18 protein-coding genes are annotated in these 18129 nt (G+C 67.7%); 9 read left to right on the forward strand and 9 right to left on the reverse strand.

Annotated features, from left to right (window positions below):
* The first annotated feature begins 250 nt into the window (after positions 1-250).
* From EV666_RS08090 to EV666_RS08100, 3 genes are all read left to right on the forward strand, one after another.
* Positions 251-721: a RidA family protein gene (locus EV666_RS08090; RefSeq protein WP_132005808.1), complete on the forward strand. Its 471-nt coding sequence runs from the start codon at positions 251-253 to the stop codon at positions 719-721.
* Between the two features lie 5 nt (positions 722-726).
* The gene (locus EV666_RS08095) at positions 727-1923 is read left to right on the forward strand and encodes a GNAT family N-acetyltransferase (protein WP_132005811.1); all 1197 of its coding nucleotides are present in this window, start codon (positions 727-729) and stop codon (positions 1921-1923) included.
* Positions 1924-2036: 113 nt separating this feature from the next.
* Positions 2037-2462, forward strand: coding sequence for an HIT family protein (locus EV666_RS08100; RefSeq protein WP_132005814.1), 426 nt, complete (start codon positions 2037-2039; stop codon positions 2460-2462).
* A gap of 294 nt (positions 2463-2756) precedes the next feature.
* Here the strand turns inward: EV666_RS08100 and EV666_RS08105 are convergent, their stop codons facing one another.
* The 3 genes from EV666_RS08105 to clpS all read right to left on the reverse strand — a co-directional run bounded on the left by EV666_RS08105 (position 2757) and on the right by clpS (position 6153).
* On the reverse strand, positions 2757-2954 hold the full coding sequence (locus tag EV666_RS08105; RefSeq protein ID WP_132005817.1) for a hypothetical protein: 198 nt from the start codon (positions 2952-2954) through the stop codon (positions 2757-2759).
* A 256-nt stretch (positions 2955-3210) separates the two neighbouring features.
* Positions 3211-5787, reverse strand: coding sequence for an ATP-dependent Clp protease ATP-binding subunit ClpA (gene clpA / locus EV666_RS08110; protein ID WP_132005820.1), 2577 nt, complete (start codon positions 5785-5787; stop codon positions 3211-3213).
* Positions 5788-5808: 21 nt separating this feature from the next.
* Positions 5809-6153: an ATP-dependent Clp protease adapter ClpS gene (clpS, locus tag EV666_RS08115; RefSeq protein WP_132005823.1), complete on the reverse strand. Its 345-nt coding sequence runs from the start codon at positions 6151-6153 to the stop codon at positions 5809-5811.
* 609 nt (positions 6154-6762) lie between these two features.
* Here clpS and EV666_RS08120 point away from each other — a divergent pair.
* A complete protein-coding gene (locus EV666_RS08120) occupies positions 6763-8247 on the forward strand; it encodes a D-alanyl-D-alanine carboxypeptidase (RefSeq protein ID WP_132005826.1) in 1485 nt (494 codons plus the stop codon).
* A 361-nt stretch (positions 8248-8608) separates the two neighbouring features.
* Here the strand turns inward: EV666_RS08120 and EV666_RS08125 are convergent, their stop codons facing one another.
* On the reverse strand, positions 8609-9325 hold the full coding sequence (locus EV666_RS08125) for a DnaJ domain-containing protein (RefSeq protein ID WP_132005829.1): 717 nt from the start codon (positions 9323-9325) through the stop codon (positions 8609-8611).
* 249 nt (positions 9326-9574) lie between these two features.
* Between EV666_RS08125 and panC the strand changes: the two genes are divergently transcribed.
* Positions 9575-10423 (forward strand): pantoate--beta-alanine ligase, encoded by an 849-nt coding sequence (gene panC / locus EV666_RS08130; protein WP_132005832.1) that lies wholly within the window; start codon positions 9575-9577, stop codon positions 10421-10423.
* Positions 10420-10704: a hypothetical protein gene (locus EV666_RS08135; RefSeq protein ID WP_342635655.1), complete on the forward strand. Its 285-nt coding sequence runs from the start codon at positions 10420-10422 to the stop codon at positions 10702-10704. Before panC ends, EV666_RS08135 begins: the two co-directional genes overlap by 4 nt.
* Positions 10705-10856: 152 nt before the next feature.
* Here EV666_RS08135 and EV666_RS08140 read toward each other — a convergent pair whose 3' ends face one another.
* Positions 10857-11243: a hypothetical protein gene (locus EV666_RS08140; RefSeq protein ID WP_132005835.1), complete on the reverse strand. Its 387-nt coding sequence runs from the start codon at positions 11241-11243 to the stop codon at positions 10857-10859.
* A gap of 272 nt (positions 11244-11515) precedes the next feature.
* On the opposite strand from EV666_RS08140, the gene EV666_RS08145 reads away from it, so the two are divergent.
* From EV666_RS08145 to EV666_RS08155, 3 genes are all read left to right on the forward strand, one after another.
* The gene (locus tag EV666_RS08145) at positions 11516-12178 is read left to right on the forward strand and encodes a TetR/AcrR family transcriptional regulator (protein ID WP_132005838.1); all 663 of its coding nucleotides are present in this window, start codon (positions 11516-11518) and stop codon (positions 12176-12178) included.
* A gap of 75 nt (positions 12179-12253) precedes the next feature.
* Entirely contained in the window at positions 12254-12574 is a 321-nt protein-coding gene (locus EV666_RS08150; RefSeq protein WP_132005841.1) for a 2Fe-2S iron-sulfur cluster-binding protein, read from the forward strand.
* Positions 12575-12724: 150 nt separating this feature from the next.
* Complete coding sequence (locus EV666_RS08155) at positions 12725-13978, forward strand: cytochrome P450 (RefSeq protein WP_132005844.1); 1254 nt, start codon at positions 12725-12727, stop codon at positions 13976-13978.
* 100 nt (positions 13979-14078) lie between these two features.
* Here the strand turns inward: EV666_RS08155 and EV666_RS08160 are convergent, their stop codons facing one another.
* The 4 genes from EV666_RS08160 to EV666_RS08175 form a co-directional block, all read right to left on the reverse strand.
* The gene (locus EV666_RS08160; protein ID WP_132005847.1) at positions 14079-14510 is read right to left on the reverse strand and encodes a DUF1489 family protein; all 432 of its coding nucleotides are present in this window, start codon (positions 14508-14510) and stop codon (positions 14079-14081) included.
* A gap of 74 nt (positions 14511-14584) precedes the next feature.
* Positions 14585-16594 carry an acetyl-CoA carboxylase biotin carboxylase subunit gene (locus tag EV666_RS08165; protein WP_132005850.1) on the reverse strand — a complete coding sequence of 670 codons (2010 nt, stop codon included), beginning with the start codon at positions 16592-16594 and terminating at the stop codon, positions 14585-14587.
* Positions 16595-16683: 89 nt separating this feature from the next.
* Entirely contained in the window at positions 16684-17430 is a 747-nt protein-coding gene (locus EV666_RS08170; RefSeq protein ID WP_132005853.1) for an LrgB family protein, read from the reverse strand.
* On the reverse strand, positions 17427-17837 hold the full coding sequence (locus tag EV666_RS08175; protein WP_132005856.1) for a CidA/LrgA family protein: 411 nt from the start codon (positions 17835-17837) through the stop codon (positions 17427-17429). The genes EV666_RS08170 and EV666_RS08175 overlap by 4 nt, the downstream gene beginning before the upstream one ends.
* Between the last annotated feature and the right edge of the window lie 292 nt (positions 17838-18129).

Below are 18129 nucleotides of genomic sequence, written 5' to 3' on the forward strand. Positions count from 1 at the left end.
CCCCCCGGCGCCAGAACCGGATCGGCGCCGGCCAGCCCCCGCTCTTCTGCAGGCGCGGACCAGCTGACGATACGGCAAATCATACAAACCGGGCATAATCTGGATTCATGCCGCCAGATCCCGCCGCGCCAGGCTTCGGCGCCCCCGAAACGGCGCCTTGCCCCCGGGGCGTGCAAGCCGCGCCCGCATGGTGATCAGGCGTCAGGCCGGGCAAAGGACCGGTGACCGATGGAGCGAGTTTCAGATGACCATGAGCAAGGTTGAACAGCGTCTTGCGGCGCTCGGCGTTACCCTGCCGGCGCCGGCGGCGCCTATCGCCAATTACACGCCCTTTGTTCGCGCCGGATCGCTTGTCATTATTTCAGGCCAGCTTTGCCTTGGGCCCGAAGGCAAGATTGCCCCGCAACATGTGGGCCGCGTCGGCGCCGGCGTCAGCGCGGCCGACGCCGCCAGCGCGGCGCGCCTGTGCGCCATTAACGTACTGGCCCAATTGCGCGCCTGCATCGGCGACCTCGACCGGACTTTGCGCTGCCTGCGCCTCGGCGGCTTTATCAACGCCGCGCCAGACTTCGACGCCCTGGCCGGCGTCATGAACGGCGCCTCCGATTTCATGGTGGAAGCGCTTGGCGACGCCGGCCGGCACGCCCGCTCCACCGTCGGCGTGGCGTCGCTGCCGCTGTCCGCCGTGGTGGAGGTCGAGGGCATGTTCGAGGTCCGGTGACTGTCATGGTCCAACCGCCAGCGGAACACGGGAAAGCGACCGGCGGCGCCGGCGGCGGCGACTTCACGGTGCGCGTCGCCTCCGCCATGGCGGATATTGACGCGGCGGCGTGGGATGCCTGCGCCGGCGGCGATAATCCCTTCGTCAGTCACGCCTTTCTCAATGCGCTGGAGCAATCCGGCTCCGCCAGCGCAGAAACCGGCTGGCTGCCGTTGCACCTGGTGGTGGAAGGAGCCGGGCAGAGCCTGCTGGCGGCCGCGCCCTGCTATCTCAAATCCCATTCACAGGGCGAATATGTCTTCGATCACGGCTGGGCCGATGCGTTCGAGCGGGCCGGCGGCGCCTATTACCCCAAATTGCAGGTGTGCGCGCCATTCACGCCGGTGACCGGCCCGCGCCTGCTGGCGCGCCCAGGGACACACGCCCCCGCTGCGCGATCCGCGTTGATAAAAGGTCTTGTGGCCCTGCGACGCCAGACGGGGGCCTCATCCGTCCACGTCACCTTTCCGTTGCATGACGAATGGCGCCTGCTCGGCGATAACGGCTTTTTGTTGCGCCGCGATCAGCAGTTTCACTGGTTCAATGAGGGGTACGCCAGCTTCGACGATTTTCTCGGCGGTCTGGCGGCGCGCAAGCGCAAGGCGATCCGCCGAGAACGGCGCGACGCCCTGGCGGACGGCGTCACCATCGTCCAGCTCACCGGCGCCGACATTACGGCCGATGCCTGGGAGGCCTTTTTCACCTTTTACCAGGACACCGGGTCGCGCAAATGGGGCCGTCCCTACCTCACGCGGGATTTCTACCGCCGCATCGCCGCCAGCATGGCCGACAGGGTGTTGCTGGTGATGGCGCGCCGCGACGGCCGCTATATCGCCGGGGCCATCAATTTCCTTGGCCCGGACGCCATCTATGGCCGCCACTGGGGTTGCATCGAGGACCATCCCTTCCTGCATTTCGAGGTCTGCTATTACCAGGCCATCGATTACGCCATCAGCCACGGCCTTGCCCGCGTGGAGGCTGGCGCCCAGGGCGAACACAAGCTGGCGCGCGGCTACCGGCCGGTCGCCACCTTCTCTGCCCACGACATCGCCCATCCGGGTCTGAAGCGGGCGATCGCCGAATTCCTGGAGCGTGAAGGCCGTTATGTGGACGCCGCAAAGGCGGAACTGGAGAGCATGCTGCCCTTCCGCCACGGCGACTGAAACCGGCGGAAAAGCCGGATACGCTTGACCGGGCCTGCGATGCTTGCCACATCTGCCAGCCAACGACCTGGAGCGCCCGCCATGAACGCGGGAGCGCTTCTGCTGGGGGCATCATGGCGGCTTACGATCCCAAGAACATTTTCGCGGCAATCCTCAAGGGGCAACTGCCCAGCCACAAGGTCTATGAGGATGAACTGACCTACGCCTTCATGGACATCATGCCGCGCGCCGATGGCCATGTGCTGGTGATTCCCAAGGCGCCGTCCCGCAACATTCTGGACATGGAGCCGGAAGACCTCGCCGCCGTGGCCCGCACCATCAAGAAGGTGGCGCTGGCGGCGCGTGAGACATTCAAGGCCGATGGCATTACCATCCTGCAGGCCAATGAAGCGGCCGGCGGCCAGGTGGTGTTCCACACCCACTTCCACGTGTTGCCGCGCTGGAACGGCGTGCCGCTGCGCCCCGCCGCCCAGGAGGTGGCCAAGCCCGACCTGCTCGCCGCCCAGGCCGCGCAACTGCGCAAGGCCCTCGACGGCTGACAGGGCCCCTGACGGCCGGGCGGCGTTGACTGGCGGGATGCCGCGCGTCCCCCGTGCTCCTGAAGCGCCAGCCCTCCCACGGGAAGATGCGCCTTGCGCAGGTTCTGCGTTTTCCTGCGCATCATGGCCCGGCGCGCATCCCGCCTGGCCACAGCAATCAACAAATACCCTGTTAAATTAATGTCTTACGCCAGATTCCCGACGCAGGACTGCATGTCTGCGACACACTTGCGGCCAGGGCGGCCCTGATAAGACCTGCGAAGTCCAGGGCCCGTCGCCTGGCTCGCGGCCGCGTCAATGATATTTGTTGAGGATCGTCTGCACCGCCTGGATGACCTGGCCGATCGGCTCCTCGAAAGCTGTGTAGAGATAGGTTCCGGCCAGCCAGACGCCGATCAGCAGCGGCGGCGCCACGATCCAGCCGAGGATTTCTTCGAACCGCTTGCGTCTGCGACGGCGCTCGCGACGCGCTTCATTCCAGGCGCCCATCATTCCCCCGACAGATCTGCACACGAAGCGTAACGTTCACGACCGCAGTCTGAACGGTGGAGCACGCCTCCTGCCAAACAACAAAAGCCAACCGGTCACGGCAAGGGCGCGACCGTTCGCATCCGCCATGCCTGGAGCAGGTTGACGGCAAATGGAAGAGGCTGGCGCATGCAAGCTGCAAAAAACTTCACGCAAGGGAGCGACGTCCCGCCCCGAAACCGGGCGTCGGCGCCGGCGTTACGCCAGCGCCGCATCCTGCTCAGTCGCCATCCTTCTTCGGCGTCGCCTTTGTTCCCCTGGAGCCGACACGGCCCCGCCGGCGCGGCGCGGCCGCCTTGCTGTCGCCGGCAGCCGCGCCGCTGACCCTGGCGGCGCGCGCGGCGCCGCGGCGCGGGGCTGGCGCCGAACCACCGTCATCACCGCCGCTATCCGGGGACGCGCCGTCGTCGCCAGGCTCGGTGGCGCTTGCGGCCGCCACCTCCTCCGCCACCGTTTCCGGCTGGACTTCCTGTTCGGGCTCCTTGCGCGGCTCCGGCTTGAGCGGCGGGTATTCGAAACCGAGAACGTCCGGTCCGCCGTCGTCCCCTGGCTTCACCACGACGCGCACCGCGCCGCCGTCCTTCAACCGGCCAAACAGCACCTCATCCGCCAGCGGCGTCTTGATGGCGGTCTGGATCAGGCGGCCCATCGGCCGCGCGCCCATGGCGTCGTCATAGCCATGATCCACCAGCCAGGCCCGCGCGCCATCCGACAGCTCGATCGCCACCTTGCGGTCCGCAAGCTGGGCTTCCAGCTGCATGATGAACTTGTCGACCACCTTCGACACAACCTCCTTCGGCAGATGACCAAACGAGATGATGGCGTCGAGACGGTTGCGAAATTCCGGCGTGAACAGCCGGTTGATGGCTTCCTGGTCGTCGCCCTCGCGCCGGGCGCGGGTGAACCCGAATGCGGCGCGGGCCATGTCGGCGGCGCCCGCATTGGTGGTCATGATGATGATGACGTTGCGGAAGTCGACCTGCTTGCCGTTGTGGTCGGTGAGTTTGCCGTGATCCATCACCTGCAACAGGATGTTGAACAGGTCCGGATGCGCCTTCTCGATCTCGTCGAGCAGCAGCACGCAATGGGGGTTCTGGTCGACGCCGTCGGTCAACAGGCCGCCCTGGTCAAACCCCACATAACCTGGCGGCGCGCCGATCAACCGGGACACCGTATGCCGCTCCATGTACTCCGACATGTCGAAGCGGATCAGCTCCACCCCCAGCGACGCCGCCAGCTGGCGCGCCACCTCGGTCTTGCCGACGCCGGTGGGGCCCGCGAACAGATAGGAGCCAATGGGCTTTTCCGGGTCGCGCAGGCCGGCCCGCGCCAGCTTGATCGCTGACGACAGCGCCCTGATGGCGTCATCCTGACCATAGACCACCCGCTCCAGGGTTTCCTGGAGATGGCGCAGCACCTCGGCCTCGTCGCGCGACACCGATTTGGGCGGAATCCGCGCCATGGTCGCGACCGTCGTTTCGATCTCGCGCACGCCGATCACCTTGCGGCGCTTGCTCTCGGGCAGCAGCATCTGCGCCGCGCCGGTTTCGTCGATGACGTCGATCGCCTTGTCCGGCAGCTTGCGGTCCTGAATGTAGCGGGCCGACAGCTCCACCGCCGCCTTCACCGCGTCATTGGTGTAACGGACATGATGAAACTCTTCAAAATACGGCCGTAACCCCTTGAGAATCTCAATTGAATCCGGAACGGTCGGCTCGGTGACGTCGATCTTCTGGAAGCGGCGCACCAGGGCCCGGTCCTTCTCGAAGTACTGACGGTACTCCTTGTAGGTGGTCGAACCGATGCAGCGCAACGTGCCGGAGGCCAGCGCCGGCTTCAGCAGGTTGGAGGCGTCCATCGCCCCGCCGGAGGTAGCGCCCGCGCCGATCACCGTGTGAATTTCATCGATGAACATGATGGCGTTGGGGTGCGCCTCAATCTCCTTCATCACCTGCTTGAGACGCTCTTCGAAGTCACCGCGATAGCGGGTGCCAGCCAGCAGCGCGCCCATGTCGAGCGAATAGACAGTGGCCTCGCGCAGCACCTCCGGCACATCGCCGGCGACGATCTTGCGCGCCAGGCCCTCGGCGATGGCGGTCTTGCCCACGCCGGGGTCGCCCACCAGCAACGGGTTGTTCTTCTGGCGGCGGCACAGCACCTGAATGGTGCGCTCCACCTCGCGCGCCCGGCCGATCAGCGGATCGATGCGGCCCTCGCGCGCCTTCCTGTTCAGGTTGACGCAATAGGCGTCGAGGGCGTCGCCTTTTTTCTTCCGGGCGCTGTCGTCGTTGTCGGAGGACGCCGCGCGTGGCTCGCTGTCCTCCTCGCCGCGCGTGGGCCTGGCCTCGGACATGCCGGGTCGCTTGGCGATGCCGTGGCTGATGTAGTTCACCGCGTCATACCGCGTCATGTCCTGCTCCTGCAGGAAGTACGCGGCGTGACTTTCGCGTTCGGCGAAGATCGCCACCAGCACATTGGCGCCGGTGACCTCCTCCCGCCCGGACGACTGGACATGGATGACAGCGCGCTGGATCACCCGCTGGAACCCGGCCGTCGGCTTGGAATCCTCGCTGCCATCGGTGATGAGGTTGCTGAGCTCGGTGTCGACGTAATCGGACAGCGTCCGGCGCAGGACGTCCACATCGACCCCGCAGGCGCGCATGACCGCCGATGCGTCCTGATCATCGACCAGCGCGAGAAGCAGGTGCTCAAGCGTCGCATATTCGTGCCGGCGTTCATTCGCCAGGGCGAGCGCGCGATGCAGGGCTTGTTCGAGGCTCCGTGAGAATGTCGGCAACGGCTTCCCCTTATGCGCGGTTCAGTTTTTCTCCATCACGCACTGGAGCGGGTGCTGGTGGCGGCGCGAAAAATCCATGACCTGGGCGACTTTCGTTTCGGCCACTTCAAAGGTGTAAACGCCGCAAACCCCAACTCCCGTCTGATGCACGTGATACATGATCCTGGTCGCGTCCTCGCGCGACTTGTTAAAGAACTGCTCCAGCACCTGAACGACAAACTCCATCGGCGTGTAGTCGTCGTTCAGAAGCAGAACCCGGTACATGTCCGGACGTTTCGGACGCGTACGGGTCAACAGGGCCGCCCCCGCTCCTTGCCGGTCGTCAGGCCCATCGCCGGATCCGCCGCCTCCGCGCCGGGTCCCCATCGAACGTTCCCGGACAGCGCCGGCCTTCGCTTCCTCCAGCAGTCTTTTCCACATCGTTGCGCGTCGTCTCGCCTGATCTTTCCGTGCGCCGCGAACCGGACCGAAGCGCGCTGTCCATAATCTAGTCCTCCCGCGACCGCTTCGCCAGCCCACCCGCCCTGGCCTTTGCGACGAAAAGCACATCGCGCCCCCCGCCGCCCCGCCGCGTGGCCGGCAAACCTCACGCCGCGGCGCGCTCCCGGAGCGACGGACGAACGTTACCGGATGAACGCGCGCGGGAATTTTGTGGTTCTGGTTAACACCCACAGCCCGTCCCGCAGCGGGACGCGGATGACGCCGGAAGGAGCCAGCGCCCCCGCCCGGGAGCGCGCCGCCGCGCTGCCCTTGATCCTGAACGATATTTCCACAATCTCCGGGTCGCTCCAGCGCCCGCGGCGTCCTGCCGGGCGCCTGGCCCGCCCCGTCCCGCCCCGCCGGTCGCCGCGCCGGCGCGGCCGCCGTTTAACGCTCCGGTAACCGCGATCGTGGCAGGTTCATGTCGAACACAGCACCCCATGCAGATGCGGCGCCGGACCTGGCGACGAGCGGACGACAGCGGAACAGACGATCATGGTCTCTGGTCACAGCAAAACGCGACGGAATGTACGCTGGATCCTGACGGTGGCGCTTGGCGTCGCCGTCACCGCATCGGTCAGCGTCGCGCCCGCGGAAGCACGCAGGAAGCACCGCATCCGCCACCATGGCGGCGCCTCGCAGGTCTACGACCCGCCGTTCGCGGCGATCGTTGTCGACGCCAAGACCGGCAAGACCCTTTACGCCAAAAACCCCGACGCCCGCCGCCACCCCGCCTCCCTCACCAAGGTGATGACCCTGTACATGCTGTTCGAGCAGCTTGAGCAGGGCCGCATGCGCCTCGACACGCCGCTGCGGGTTTCGGCGCACGCCGCCTCGATGCCGCCGTCGAAGCTGGGCGTCCGTCCCGGCGGTTCGATCAGCGTCGAGAACGCCATCAAGGCGCTGGTCACCCGTTCGGCCAACGACATTGCCTCGGCCATCGGCGAGAACATCGCCGGCTCCGAGACGCGCTTCGCCCAGATGATGACGCGCAAGGCCCGGGCGCTCGGCATGACCGGCACGGTTTATGTCAACGCCTCCGGCCTGCCGGACGCGCGGCAGATCACCACCGCCCGTGATCTCGGCGTTCTGGCCCGCGCCGTGCAAGACCGATTCCCGCAGTATTACGGCTATTTCTCCACGCGCAGTTTCCAGTTCGGCAACCAGGTTATCGGCAATCACAACCGGCTGCTTGGCGCCGTGGAGGGCGTTGACGGCATCAAGACCGGTTACACGCGGATGTCCGGCTTCAACCTCATGACCTCGGCGCGCGCCCACAACCGCCACATCGTGGCGGTGGTGCTCGGCGGCCGGTCTGGCGCCATTCGCGATCGCATCATGGCCTCGCTGGTGGCCGAGCATATGCCGACGGCTTACGCCGGCGCCCGCATTGCCCCGGCGGTTGGCGAATCCGGGGCCGCCGTGCGGGTGGCCGCCGCCACCGCGCCGCGTCCCGAACCGCGCCCCGCCGACCTTCCGGCGCGCGGCGTCCGGCCGGTGGTCGCCTCGGCGTCCGCCTCGGACACCGCGACGCCCTCCACCTTCCGCTGGGTGGCGCCGCGCAGCGAACAGGATTCAGCGGCGGTCACCCGCCTCGCCTACGCGCCGGAATCCGAGCCGGCCGCGCCGCGCGAGCTTGATTCCCGTGGTCTGGCCCGTCTGATCAGGACCAAAGCGAACAAGCCGGCTCCTCAGGCGGCTGCCGCGCCAGAGCCGGAAGCGGCGCCTGTCGCCCGGGGTGGTTCATGGGTCATCCAGCTGGGCGCGACGGAAGACGAAGCCTCCGCCAGGCAGCTTCTGGCCGAGGCGCGCGGCTCCAGCGAATTCCTCAAATCCGCGTCGCCGTTCACGGAAAAGGTGGTGCGCGGCAAGGCCACCCTGTGGCGGGCCCGCTTCTCGGGCTTCGGCCCCAAGAGCGCGCAGGACGCCTGCCGTTCCCTCAAGGACAACGGCTACGAGTGCTTCGCCACACGCGGCTGATCCACGGGGCGATCTCCAGACGCAACGGCGCCCAACGCGGCGCCCCCTGGTCCGCGAGCCATCGACAGGTTGGCGGGGCGACAGGCGACCTGCGCCCTGAATTCCCCGGCGCTCCGCCGGAACATCGTGAAGCGAAACAGCGCCAGCGATGCACGAACGATACGGGACGCTTCCGCCGCGCCGGCCAACGCGCCCCGATCAATGCCTTTGGGCAATCCCGCGTACGAAGCATGGCCTGGAAAGGCGCGCTTCATTGGGACATGCCCGGATCGCCCGCCTGGCGCACCGCGCCAGGTTTCTGGTTGAAACAATTTTCTGATGCGAGGCCCGTTTCGCTTCGCCGGAAAACACCGTGGTGGAGTTAGCGATGCCGGGCCAGCAGAATATCCTTGGCTTGATTGACCCGCGCCGCCAGCCACGTCGTGCCCCCCTGGTCGGGGTGCAGACGTTTCATCAGCGTGCGGTGGGCGCGCCGGATGTCTTCGGCGCTGGCCCCCGGAGCAAGGCCCAGGACCTCATAGGCCTCCTTTTCCGTCATCGCTCCCGCGCCCGCACGCCCGTTACCGCTCCGCGCGTCAGCATCGCCATCAGCGTTTTCACGCCATGCGGGAAACCGGCTGTCGAGATAAGCCTCTAACAGCCGCGCCCCATCCGGGTCACGCGCCAGGCAATCGCGGCGCAACGCAATCAGCTCCCCCAGTTCCAGCGCGCCAAGCCGGGCGCCCGCTCGCGGCCCGGCGATCACCCGTCCATCGAAAGCGCCGCTGTCATGGTCGACGGTCATCTCGATGAACGCGGAGCGGGCCCGCGACACCCGCCCGCTTGCCGCGCCTTTCTGGAATGGCAGATTGAACGGCAGCCGGAACGGCAATTCGCCGTAGGCCCAGGCCCCGGCGCCCGCCGCCAGCAGCGCCATGTCGATCCGGCCCCGCAACAACAGCACGCCGGCGACAATGAACGCCGCGATTCCGCCCGCCTTGCGCAGCAGGGGGGCCAGCTTCGCCATATCGGCGTTGCGATAGTTCGTGAGCAGCCACCACAGCGCCGCGACGGCAACCAGACCAGCGATCAGCGCCATGCGCTCAAGTTCCCCACCGTTCCGTTCCCCACCGTTCCGCGGCGCGCGGATCTCACGCCCCGCAACTTCACCCGAAATCCTCTACCGCAATCACGCCTGATGCGCATCCGGGCCGGCGTTGCGGCTGGCGGCGCGTCATGTCCTGCCATCGCCATACATTCCCGCATATCATTGCGTCCGAACATTGCCAGCGGCGCGCATGCGCGATAGGTCCGCCATCGGCCACGACGCAGAACACGGAGCCAGCACATGAGCAGCGTTGAAACGGCGACCACGGTGGGGCAACTGCGGGAGAAGGTCGCGCAGTGGCGCCGTGACGGCGCCCGCATCGCCCTGACCCCGACGATGGGCGCCCTGCACGATGGCCACCTGTCGCTGGTGCGGCTTGCGCAACAGCATGCGGACAAGGTGATCGTCTCGATTTTCGTCAATCCGAAACAGTTCGGCCCCAACGAAGATTTCTCCCGTTACCCCCGCACCCTGCCCGAGGACCTGGCCCTGCTGGAAACCGTGGGCGCGGACCTGGCGTGGACCCCTGACGTGGCCGCCATGTATCCGGATGGCTTCGCCACGAGCATCAGCATCGGCGGCCCGGCCCAGGCCGGGCTGGACGACGCCCACCGCCCCGGCCATTTCGACGGCGTGGCCACGGTCGTCGCCAAGCTGCTGCTGCAAATCGGCGCGGACGTCGCCGTGTTCGGCGAGAAGGACTACCAGCAGCTCCAGGTCATCAACCAGCTGGCGCGCGACCTGAACATTCCGGTTGAGATCATCGGCGCGCCCACCCGGCGCGAGGCGGACGGCCTCGCCCTCTCCTCGCGCAACCGTTACCTGTCGCCGGAAGACCGCGCCGTGGCGCCCGCCATCGCCCGCGTGCTCAGTGTCTGCGCCGAACGGCTGCGCACCGGCGCGGCCACGGCCCCGGTGATGGCGGACGGCGTGAAGACGCTGGAGTCGGAAGGCTTCAAGGTCGATTATCTGGTGGCCCGCCACGCGGTGACGCTGGCGGAGGTCAACAGCATCGCCGACGGTCCCCTGCGCCTGCTGGTGGCGGCGCGGCTCGGGACGACCCGTCTGATCGACAATATCGGCGTATGAGCGCGACGACCAGGCCCCGGCCCCGGCCCCGCTTCAACGGCGCCATCGCCGCGCTGGCGCTGGCGATGCTCGGCGGTTTCGCGTTTCCGGCTGCCGCCGAAGTGCGGTTTGGCAATAACGTCCGCATCGGCGGCCATGATTTTTCCCACCAGACCTTCGACGCCAAACGGCGCGGGCGCATCTATCTGTATGATCGCAAGCCGCGCCGCGAAGGCTGCGTCTGGAAGGCTGATGGACGCGGCGGCCAGGTCAGGGTCTGTCATCTCCAGCGCGTTCGCTAGCCTGTTCCGGATGCAAGCCGCGCTCGCCTCTCGCCAGGCCAGCGGGCCCGCCCAGCAAGGCGAAACGCCGCCTGCGCGGCGTAATTCACCGGCGTCGCCCGGGAAGCGGCGCCCGCGCTCCAGTCCCGCTGGCGTCGCGATGCCGGAGCCCGTCAGCGCCCCGAATAGCCGTAACCAACACTGGCGCGGCCGCCGACGCGGATTTCGGTGTCGCCAAAACGCATGACGCCCTTGCCGCTCCGGGCGGGCTCACGCCGGTCAATCCGGTCGGCAAGGGCTTTGGCGTCCAGTCGCGGTTCGCGCAATTCCTGCCGTACCTGAGCCGGATTGCGCTTCTTCACCGGCGGCCGCTCACCGGCGGCCAGCGGCCCCGCCAGCCCGACGCAAAAGACCGCCCCCAGCGCCAGCGCCGCCACGCCCGCCCATACCCTGGCGCGCGGCGCCGCGTCCGGCCGGCCGGTTTTCTGGCGGACAGCCGGGTCCTGCATGGCTTCGGCCGCGACCGCCCCTGAAAACAACGCCGCCTCCTGCTTCCCCATGCCTCTCTCCCTCGCCAGCCGGCTTCAGCCAGAACCGCCGCCCGGAACGTTTTTTCCAGCCAGACCGTTTTCCAGTCATGCGCTGGGCGCGTCAATCCGGGAGCCAGGCCTGATTTCAGAATAATGGATGTCACCCGGCGCCAGACATCGGGCCCTCCCGAACTGGCGCCGGCAAGACATGTGTGATTTTTGATATCATTCCAAGGTAGCGGTTGACCGGTCGGAAAGTTTCGCCATTCTCAATGTAGTCATTGACTACATCGGGCGCGACCATGACCTATCATCATGGCAACCTTCGCAAGGCGCTGCTTGAGCGCGCCGCCGCCGTCATCGCGGAGCAGGGCGTCGAGGGCCTCAGCCTGCGTGGCCTGGCCCAGGACCTGGGCGTATCGCACGCCGCGCCGTCCCGCCACTTCCGCGACAAGGTTGATCTGCTGCGCACCCTCGCGACGGAAGGCCACGAGGCGCTCGGGCGCTATACCTTCGCCGCCGGCAACCAGCCGGACGCCGATCCGCTGGAGCATCTCGCCGCGCTCGGCCGTGCTTATGTGCGCTTCAGCCTTGAACACCCCGCCTATTACCGCAGCGGACGCCACCCGGAGGTCGCGGCGCAAGCCGATGACGCCCTGAAGGAAGCCTACGGCAAGCGCATGGAGGCGCTGCTGCGGGCCACCCACGCCGCCCAGGCGGCCGGATGGCGCCAGGACGCCCCCGCCCTGCACGCCATGATTTTCGGCCTGGCGGCCGTGCGCGGCCTCGCCGCCCTGCTCCACGACCCGATATTCCGCGGCCACGTCGGTGATGCGGATCCCGGCGCGCTTATCGATGGCGTCATGCGCCTGGTCATCGACCCGGCCGCCGTGCGCGCGTCCGCGCCGGCAGAGATGGTGGAGCCCGGAGAAATCACCGCCGGCGCGCCAGACGCCGCATCATGAACACGGGGGCGAAACGCCAGCCGGCCCGGCTGGCTCCGCCCCGTCAACGGAGGAAAACAATGCCAGGAGAAAGCAATGCCGCGCGCCACTTTTATTGACCACGCCGGCGAGAGCCGCACCGTTGAAGGCGCCGAGGGCGAAAACCTGATGCGGGTGGCCGTTCTCAATGACGTGCCTGGCATCGACGCCGATTGTGGCGGCGAGTGCGCCTGCGCCACCTGCCATGTTTTCGTGGATGACGCCTGGCTCGACAAATGCGGCGAACCCACCGAGCTGGAAACCAGCATGCTGTCGTTCGCCGCCACGGCGCAGCCCAACTCGCGCCTCGCCTGCCAGATCATCCTGACCAGCGCGCTTGACGGCATCGTCGTGGAAACGCCCGTCGCCCAGCACTGACCCCGGCGGGCGCCGCGACCAGGCTGGCGGCAAGCAGCGGACAAGCCGGCGCGCCAGACAGAAGAGACCCGGAAACAGCATGTAGCGACAGACAACGCCGGGCGCTGGTCCGGCTACCGGAGCGGAAAAGCTCAAGGCTGGAGGAACACCATGGACCCCTTCCACAATCCTTTCATCGCCGAGCACGCCGAACGGGCCCGGACCATTCCGCTGGAAGAGTTTAGCCCCGCCAACCCCAAATACATGGAGATGGATGTCTGGCGGCCCTATTTCAGCCGGCTGCGCGAGGAGGCGCCGCTTCACTACTGCGAGGACAGGATCATCGGGCCGTACTGGTCCCTGACCCGTTACAAGGACATCATGGCGACCGAGGTGAACACCAAGGTGTTTTCCTCCTCCTCCACCTTTGGCGGCATCACGCTGATGGACCAGCGCGAAGAGTTGCCCATGTTCATCGCCATGGACCAGCCGAAGCACGACGAGCAGCGCAAGGTGGTGCAGCCGATCGTGTCGCCGCAAAACCTCGAAAACATGGAGAAGCTGATCCGGCAGCGGACGCAGCGGGTGCTGGACGCCCTGCCGCGCAATGAAACCTTCAACTGGGTCGAGAAGGTTTCCATCGACCTCACCAACATGATGCTGGCGACCCTGTTCGACTTCCCCTTCGATGACCGGGCGCTGCTCACCTACTGGTCGGACAGCGCCACCGCCAACACCCTGGGCGGCGGCCATGTGGACTCCGAAGAAACCCGCGAGCGCATCCTGGCGGAATGCCTCGCCTATTTCACCCGGCTCTGGAACGAGCGGGTCAACGCGGAGCCCGGGTCTGACCTGGTTTCCATGCTGGCGCACGGGCCAGCGACCCGCAACATGAGCCCGCGTGAGTACCTCGGCAACCTGGTGCTGCTGATCGTCGGCGGCAACGACACCACGCGCAATTCCATGACCGGCGGCGTCTGCTTCCTCAACCAGAACCCCGACGAATACGCCAGGCTGCGCGCCAATCCGGCGCTGGTCGAGCCCATGGTGTCGGAGATCATCCGCTACCAGACGCCGCTGGCCTACATGCGGCGCACGGCGCTGGAAGATTTCGAGATGCACGGCCAGACGATCCGCAAGGGCGACAAACTCGCCATGTGGTACGTCTCCGGCAACCGCGACAGCGCGGCCATCGACAATCCGGACCAGTTCATCATCGACCGGGCCCGGCCGCGCCAGCACCTGTCATTCGGCTTTGGCATTCACCGCTGCGTCGGCAACCGCCTGGCCGAACTGCAACTGCGCATCCTGTGGGAGGAAATCCTGCAACGCTTCAGCAAGGTTGAGGTTGTCGGGCCGCCGAAGCGGGTCTTCTCCGCCTTCATTCGCGGCTACACCGAACTTCCCGTGCGCGTTATACCCTGATCCGGCCGCCCGGCGGATGGATCGACCCCGCGCCGGCGTCCGGTGATCGCCTTCATCGGACGCGGCCCGGGCCCCGGGGCGAGCGCCCCTGGCGATAGCCCTACAGCAGCCCCAGGTCCGCCAGTTCGCGCTTCATCGCCTCGGGCATGTCACCCGTGTCGGCGGCGCCTGCCAGGTCCTCCGGCGCGTCCTTCGCCTCCAGATAGCGCCAGCCCTGGAAGGCCCGGTGACGACGCGGCTTCACAGCCACCACCGTCTGGTCGAGCACAATGTGGACGCGACCCACGCCGTCGCCGTCGGTGAACGGGCGCAGGTCGAGGATACGCTGGCGGCAGGCGATCTGGCCCTTGATCACCCAGTAGAGCGAGCCGCCGTCCATCTCGCCGCGCCGCTTCGGCATCATGCGCGTGGTGGCGACCTGTTCATAGGCGAAGCCGCCGCTGCGGGCGGCGTCGGCGTTGGCGGCGATCCAGCTTTCCAGGTCCTGGATTGAATCGCAGCCGACGCACAGTTTGATCAGATTGAGAGACATCCATTCCGCCATGCCGGAGCCGCCGTTGCGCGGGCTCCGGCTCCAGGCCCGGCGCTGAAGGCCCGGCGCCGGGCTCACTCCGCCAGCATGATTACCGTCGCGCCTTCCGCCACCTGCTGGCCGACGCTGGCGCGCACCTCCGCTATGACGCCGGCCTTCGGCGCTGTCAAAGGGTGCTCCATCTTCATCGCCTCGACCACGGCGAGGCGTTGCCCTTTGGTCACCTCGGCGCCGGGCTCCACCAGCACGGCGATGATCTTGCCGTGCATCGGCGATTTCACCACGCCGCCCGCATCGCCCACATGATCGAGATCGACGGTGAACGGATCGAACGGCGCAACCGTCACCTGTCGCCCATGGCTCACCACCAGCTGGCTGCCCCCCGCGCGCACGGCGACAGCTCCGTCGGCGAAACTCACCACGCCGTCGGTGACCTTCGCGTCCGCCGCCCGGACCCCGGCGCCATCCACCGTTACGGCAAGCCCTGTCCCGTCCCAGCGCACATCCGCCACGACCTTCTCGCCATCGGCGGTGATCTGTCGTCGCACCGTGCGGGCGCCGAGGAGCTGGAATGCCGGGCGCCCCTGTTGCAGCGATGACCAGGGGTCGGGCCAGCCTGCCGCGCCAGCCGGCGCGGCGCCCGCCCGCAATTGCAGCGCCAGCACGCCGGCGGCCACGGCGGCGGCGTCCGGCGCGGGCGGCGGCGAGCCGGCCGGCAGCACGCCAAGCTCTTCCATATGAGCGTCGATGAAGCCGGTGTCGAAAGCGCCGGCCCGAAAATCCGCCGCCTCGACCAGCCGCTTGAGAAAGGCGGCGTTGGCGCGCGGCCCGGCGACGCGGGTTTCGCCCAACGCCCGGGCCAGCCGGTCCAGCGCCACCGCGCGGGTCGGGCCATGGGCGATGATCTTGGCGATCATCGGATCGTACCAGGACGACACCTCGCCGCCGGCCGCGACGCCGGAATCGACGCGCACGCCCTCGCCCTGCGGCAGGTCGAGCAGCCAGATGTGGCCGGTGGACGGCAGGAAGCCACGCTCCGGGTCCTCGGCATAGAGCCGGGCCTCCACCGCGTGACCGTCGATCCTGAGGTCATCCTGAACGAACGGCAGCCGGCCGCCGGCCGCCACCTCGAACTGCAACCGCACCAGATCGAGCCCGGTGATCGCCTCGGTGACCGGGTGCTCCACCTGCAAGCGGGTGTTCATTTCCATGAACCAGAAGCGGTCTGGCCGCAGGCCGTCGCGTCCGTCGGCGATGAATTCCACGGTGCCGGCGCCGACGTAACCAACGGCCCGGGCGGCGTCGACGGCGGCCTTGCCCATAGCGGCGCGCATGGCGTCGGTCATGCCCGGCGCCGGCGCTTCCTCGATCACCTTCTGGTGGCGGCGCTGCAGCGAGCAGTCGCGCTCGAACAGGTGGACGACATTGCCATGACTGTCGGCGAATATCTGGATTTCGATGTGACGCGGCGACAGCACGTATTTCTCGACCAGCACCCGCGGATCACCGAACGAACTGGCGCCCTCGCGTTGGGCGCTCTCAAGCGCCGCGAGAAAATCCTCCGCCGCGTCGACCCGGCGCATGCCCTTGCCGCCGCCGCCGGACACCGCCTTGATGAGCACCGGATAACCGATGGCGTCGGCCTGCTGTTTCAGAAAGGCGGGATCCTGGTTGTCGCCATGATAGCCGGGAACCACCGGCACGCCGGCCTTCTGCGCCAGCGCCTTGGCGGCGTCCTTCAGGCCCATGGCCCGCATGGCGGCGGCCGGCGGCCCCACCAGGACGACGCCGGCGGCGGCGCAGGCGTCGGCGAAGTCCGGCCGTTCGGAGAGGAAGCCGTAACCGGGATGGATGCACCGGGCGCCGCTACGTTGCGCCGCCGCGATAATCCGGTCAATGCGCAGGTAGCTTTCGGCGGCGGCGGCGGGGCCAATGCAGATCGCCTCATCCGCCTGGCGAACGAACGGCGCGTCGCGATCCGCCTCCGAGTGCACGGCGATCACCCGCATGCCGAGCGCCCGGGCGCTGCGGGCCACGCGGCAGGCGATTTCACCCCGGTTGGCGATCAATACGCTGTCGAACACGCTGCTGCCTCCTGCCGCTTCCTCCCGAAGCCGGCGAACAGTACGCCAGCGTACCGGAGCAGGGCAAGCCTGGCTTTCGTCGGGCCCGTTCAGCGCAGCAACGCCGCCAGAGCCGGCAGCAACAGCGCCGTCAGCATGCCGTTCAGCGCCATGCCGACGCTGGCGAAGGCGCCGGCCACCTCGCTGGCCTGGAAAGCCCGCGCCGTGCCGATGCCGTGCGCCGCGAGCCCCATGGCGAAACCCCGCGCCGCCGGATCGCGAATTTTCATGGCGTCGAATAGCGGCCGGCCGATCATCGCGCCAAGAATCCCCGTGGAGATCGTCGCCACCATCGCCAGCGCCGGCAGGCCGCCGATGATCTCGCCCACGCTCATGGCGATCGGCGCCGTCACTGATTTCGGCGCCAGCGAGGCCAGCAGCAGCGGCGAGCCGCCCAGCGCCCATGCAAAGCCCACGGCCGTTGTCATCGCGGTCAGGGCTCCCACAACAAGCGCCACGACGATGGGCAGCAGCGCCCGCTTCACCAGCGCCATGTTCTCGACCAGCGGGATCGCCAGGGCCACCGTCGCCGGCCCAAGCAGGAAATGGATGAACTGCGCCCCGCGAAAGTAATCCTCATAGCGCGCGCCCGTCAGCCAGAGCGCGGCGCTGACCAGCGCCACCGAGATCATCACCGTATTGGCGAGGGGATGATTGCCGCTCCTGCGCGCGATCCATGTGGCGACGACGAACGCGCCGAGGGTCAGGGCGATCCACGCCAGCGGCGCCTGCTCCGACCAGGCCAGCAACGCGGCCAGATTCTGGAGCAGGGTCTGGTAGAGGTCAGGCCCGGTCATGCCGCGTCCTCGCCGCCGCGCCCGGCCGCCGGGCGCCCTGTTGCGGCGCGGCGCCGCTCCTGCCAGCGGCTGGTGGCCACGAACGCGCCCGCTGTCGCCGCGAGGGTGATCACCACCGAGACGAGCAGGGCCACGACCATCGCCGTAGTCTGGCCCGCCACCACCTTGCCAAGACTGATCACGCCAACGCCCGCGGGCACGAACAGCAGCGACAGCACGCCAATCAGCGAGCGGCTGGCGTGCACCAGGCTTTTGGGCGTGCGGCCGCGCAGGGTGAGAAGGATCGCGGTCATCAGCAGCAGACCCAGCACGGCGCCAGGAAGCGGCGCCCGCAACAGGCGCGACAGCGCTTCGCCCGCCAGTTGGCAGAGCAACAGCGCCAGCAATCCGGGCAGATAACCTGTCATCGCGTCACCATGGCGTTTCCAGCGAGACTGGAGGAAGATCGCTACGGAACATGCTCACCTGAAAATCCCGGCGCGCTTCCGACAGGCTGCGCCGACCCGCAACAATCCGTCGGCGGGCCAGCGACTCGCCCGCCAACCCCGGGGATGTATAGCGCCTCGCGCCGGTGAAAGCGCGCAAACACCCTCCAGGCGCCTGTCGTCCGCCGCGAACTGAGCGGACAGGGGAAATGCGCCTGCCGCCCGGGCCGCCCATCCGACATGATTGCGCCGGATTCTCGCGGGACATGATCAG

Source organism: Camelimonas lactis, assembly GCF_004342915.1.
In the GTDB taxonomy this organism is placed as follows: Bacteria; Pseudomonadota; Alphaproteobacteria; order Rhizobiales; family Beijerinckiaceae; genus Camelimonas; species Camelimonas lactis.

Coding starts and splice junctions, on each gene's coding strand:
- EV666_RS08090 (WP_132005808.1), top strand. CDS start 251: ATGAGCAAGGTTGAACAGCGTCTTGCGGCGCTCGGCGTTACCCTGCCG.
- EV666_RS08095 (WP_132005811.1), top strand. CDS start 727: ATGGTCCAACCGCCAGCGGAACACGGGAAAGCGACCGGCGGCGCCGGC.
- EV666_RS08100 (WP_132005814.1), top strand. CDS start 2,037: ATGGCGGCTTACGATCCCAAGAACATTTTCGCGGCAATCCTCAAGGGG.
- EV666_RS08105 (WP_132005817.1), bottom strand. CDS start 2,954: ATGATGGGCGCCTGGAATGAAGCGCGTCGCGAGCGCCGTCGCAGACGC.
- clpS (WP_132005823.1), bottom strand. CDS start 6,153: ATGGGGACCCGGCGCGGAGGCGGCGGATCCGGCGATGGGCCTGACGAC.
- EV666_RS08120 (WP_132005826.1), top strand. CDS start 6,763: ATGGTCTCTGGTCACAGCAAAACGCGACGGAATGTACGCTGGATCCTG.
- EV666_RS08125 (WP_132005829.1), bottom strand. CDS start 9,325: ATGGCGCTGATCGCTGGTCTGGTTGCCGTCGCGGCGCTGTGGTGGCTG.
- panC (WP_132005832.1), top strand. CDS start 9,575: ATGAGCAGCGTTGAAACGGCGACCACGGTGGGGCAACTGCGGGAGAAG.
- EV666_RS08135 (WP_342635655.1), top strand. CDS start 10,420: ATGAGCGCGACGACCAGGCCCCGGCCCCGGCCCCGCTTCAACGGCGCC.
- EV666_RS08140 (WP_132005835.1), bottom strand. CDS start 11,243: ATGGGGAAGCAGGAGGCGGCGTTGTTTTCAGGGGCGGTCGCGGCCGAA.
- EV666_RS08145 (WP_132005838.1), top strand. CDS start 11,516: ATGACCTATCATCATGGCAACCTTCGCAAGGCGCTGCTTGAGCGCGCC.
- EV666_RS08150 (WP_132005841.1), top strand. CDS start 12,254: ATGCCGCGCGCCACTTTTATTGACCACGCCGGCGAGAGCCGCACCGTT.
- EV666_RS08155 (WP_132005844.1), top strand. CDS start 12,725: ATGGACCCCTTCCACAATCCTTTCATCGCCGAGCACGCCGAACGGGCC.
- EV666_RS08160 (WP_132005847.1), bottom strand. CDS start 14,510: ATGTCTCTCAATCTGATCAAACTGTGCGTCGGCTGCGATTCAATCCAG.
- EV666_RS08170 (WP_132005853.1), bottom strand. CDS start 17,430: ATGACCGGGCCTGACCTCTACCAGACCCTGCTCCAGAATCTGGCCGCG.
- EV666_RS08175 (WP_132005856.1), bottom strand. CDS start 17,837: ATGACAGGTTATCTGCCCGGATTGCTGGCGCTGTTGCTCTGCCAACTG.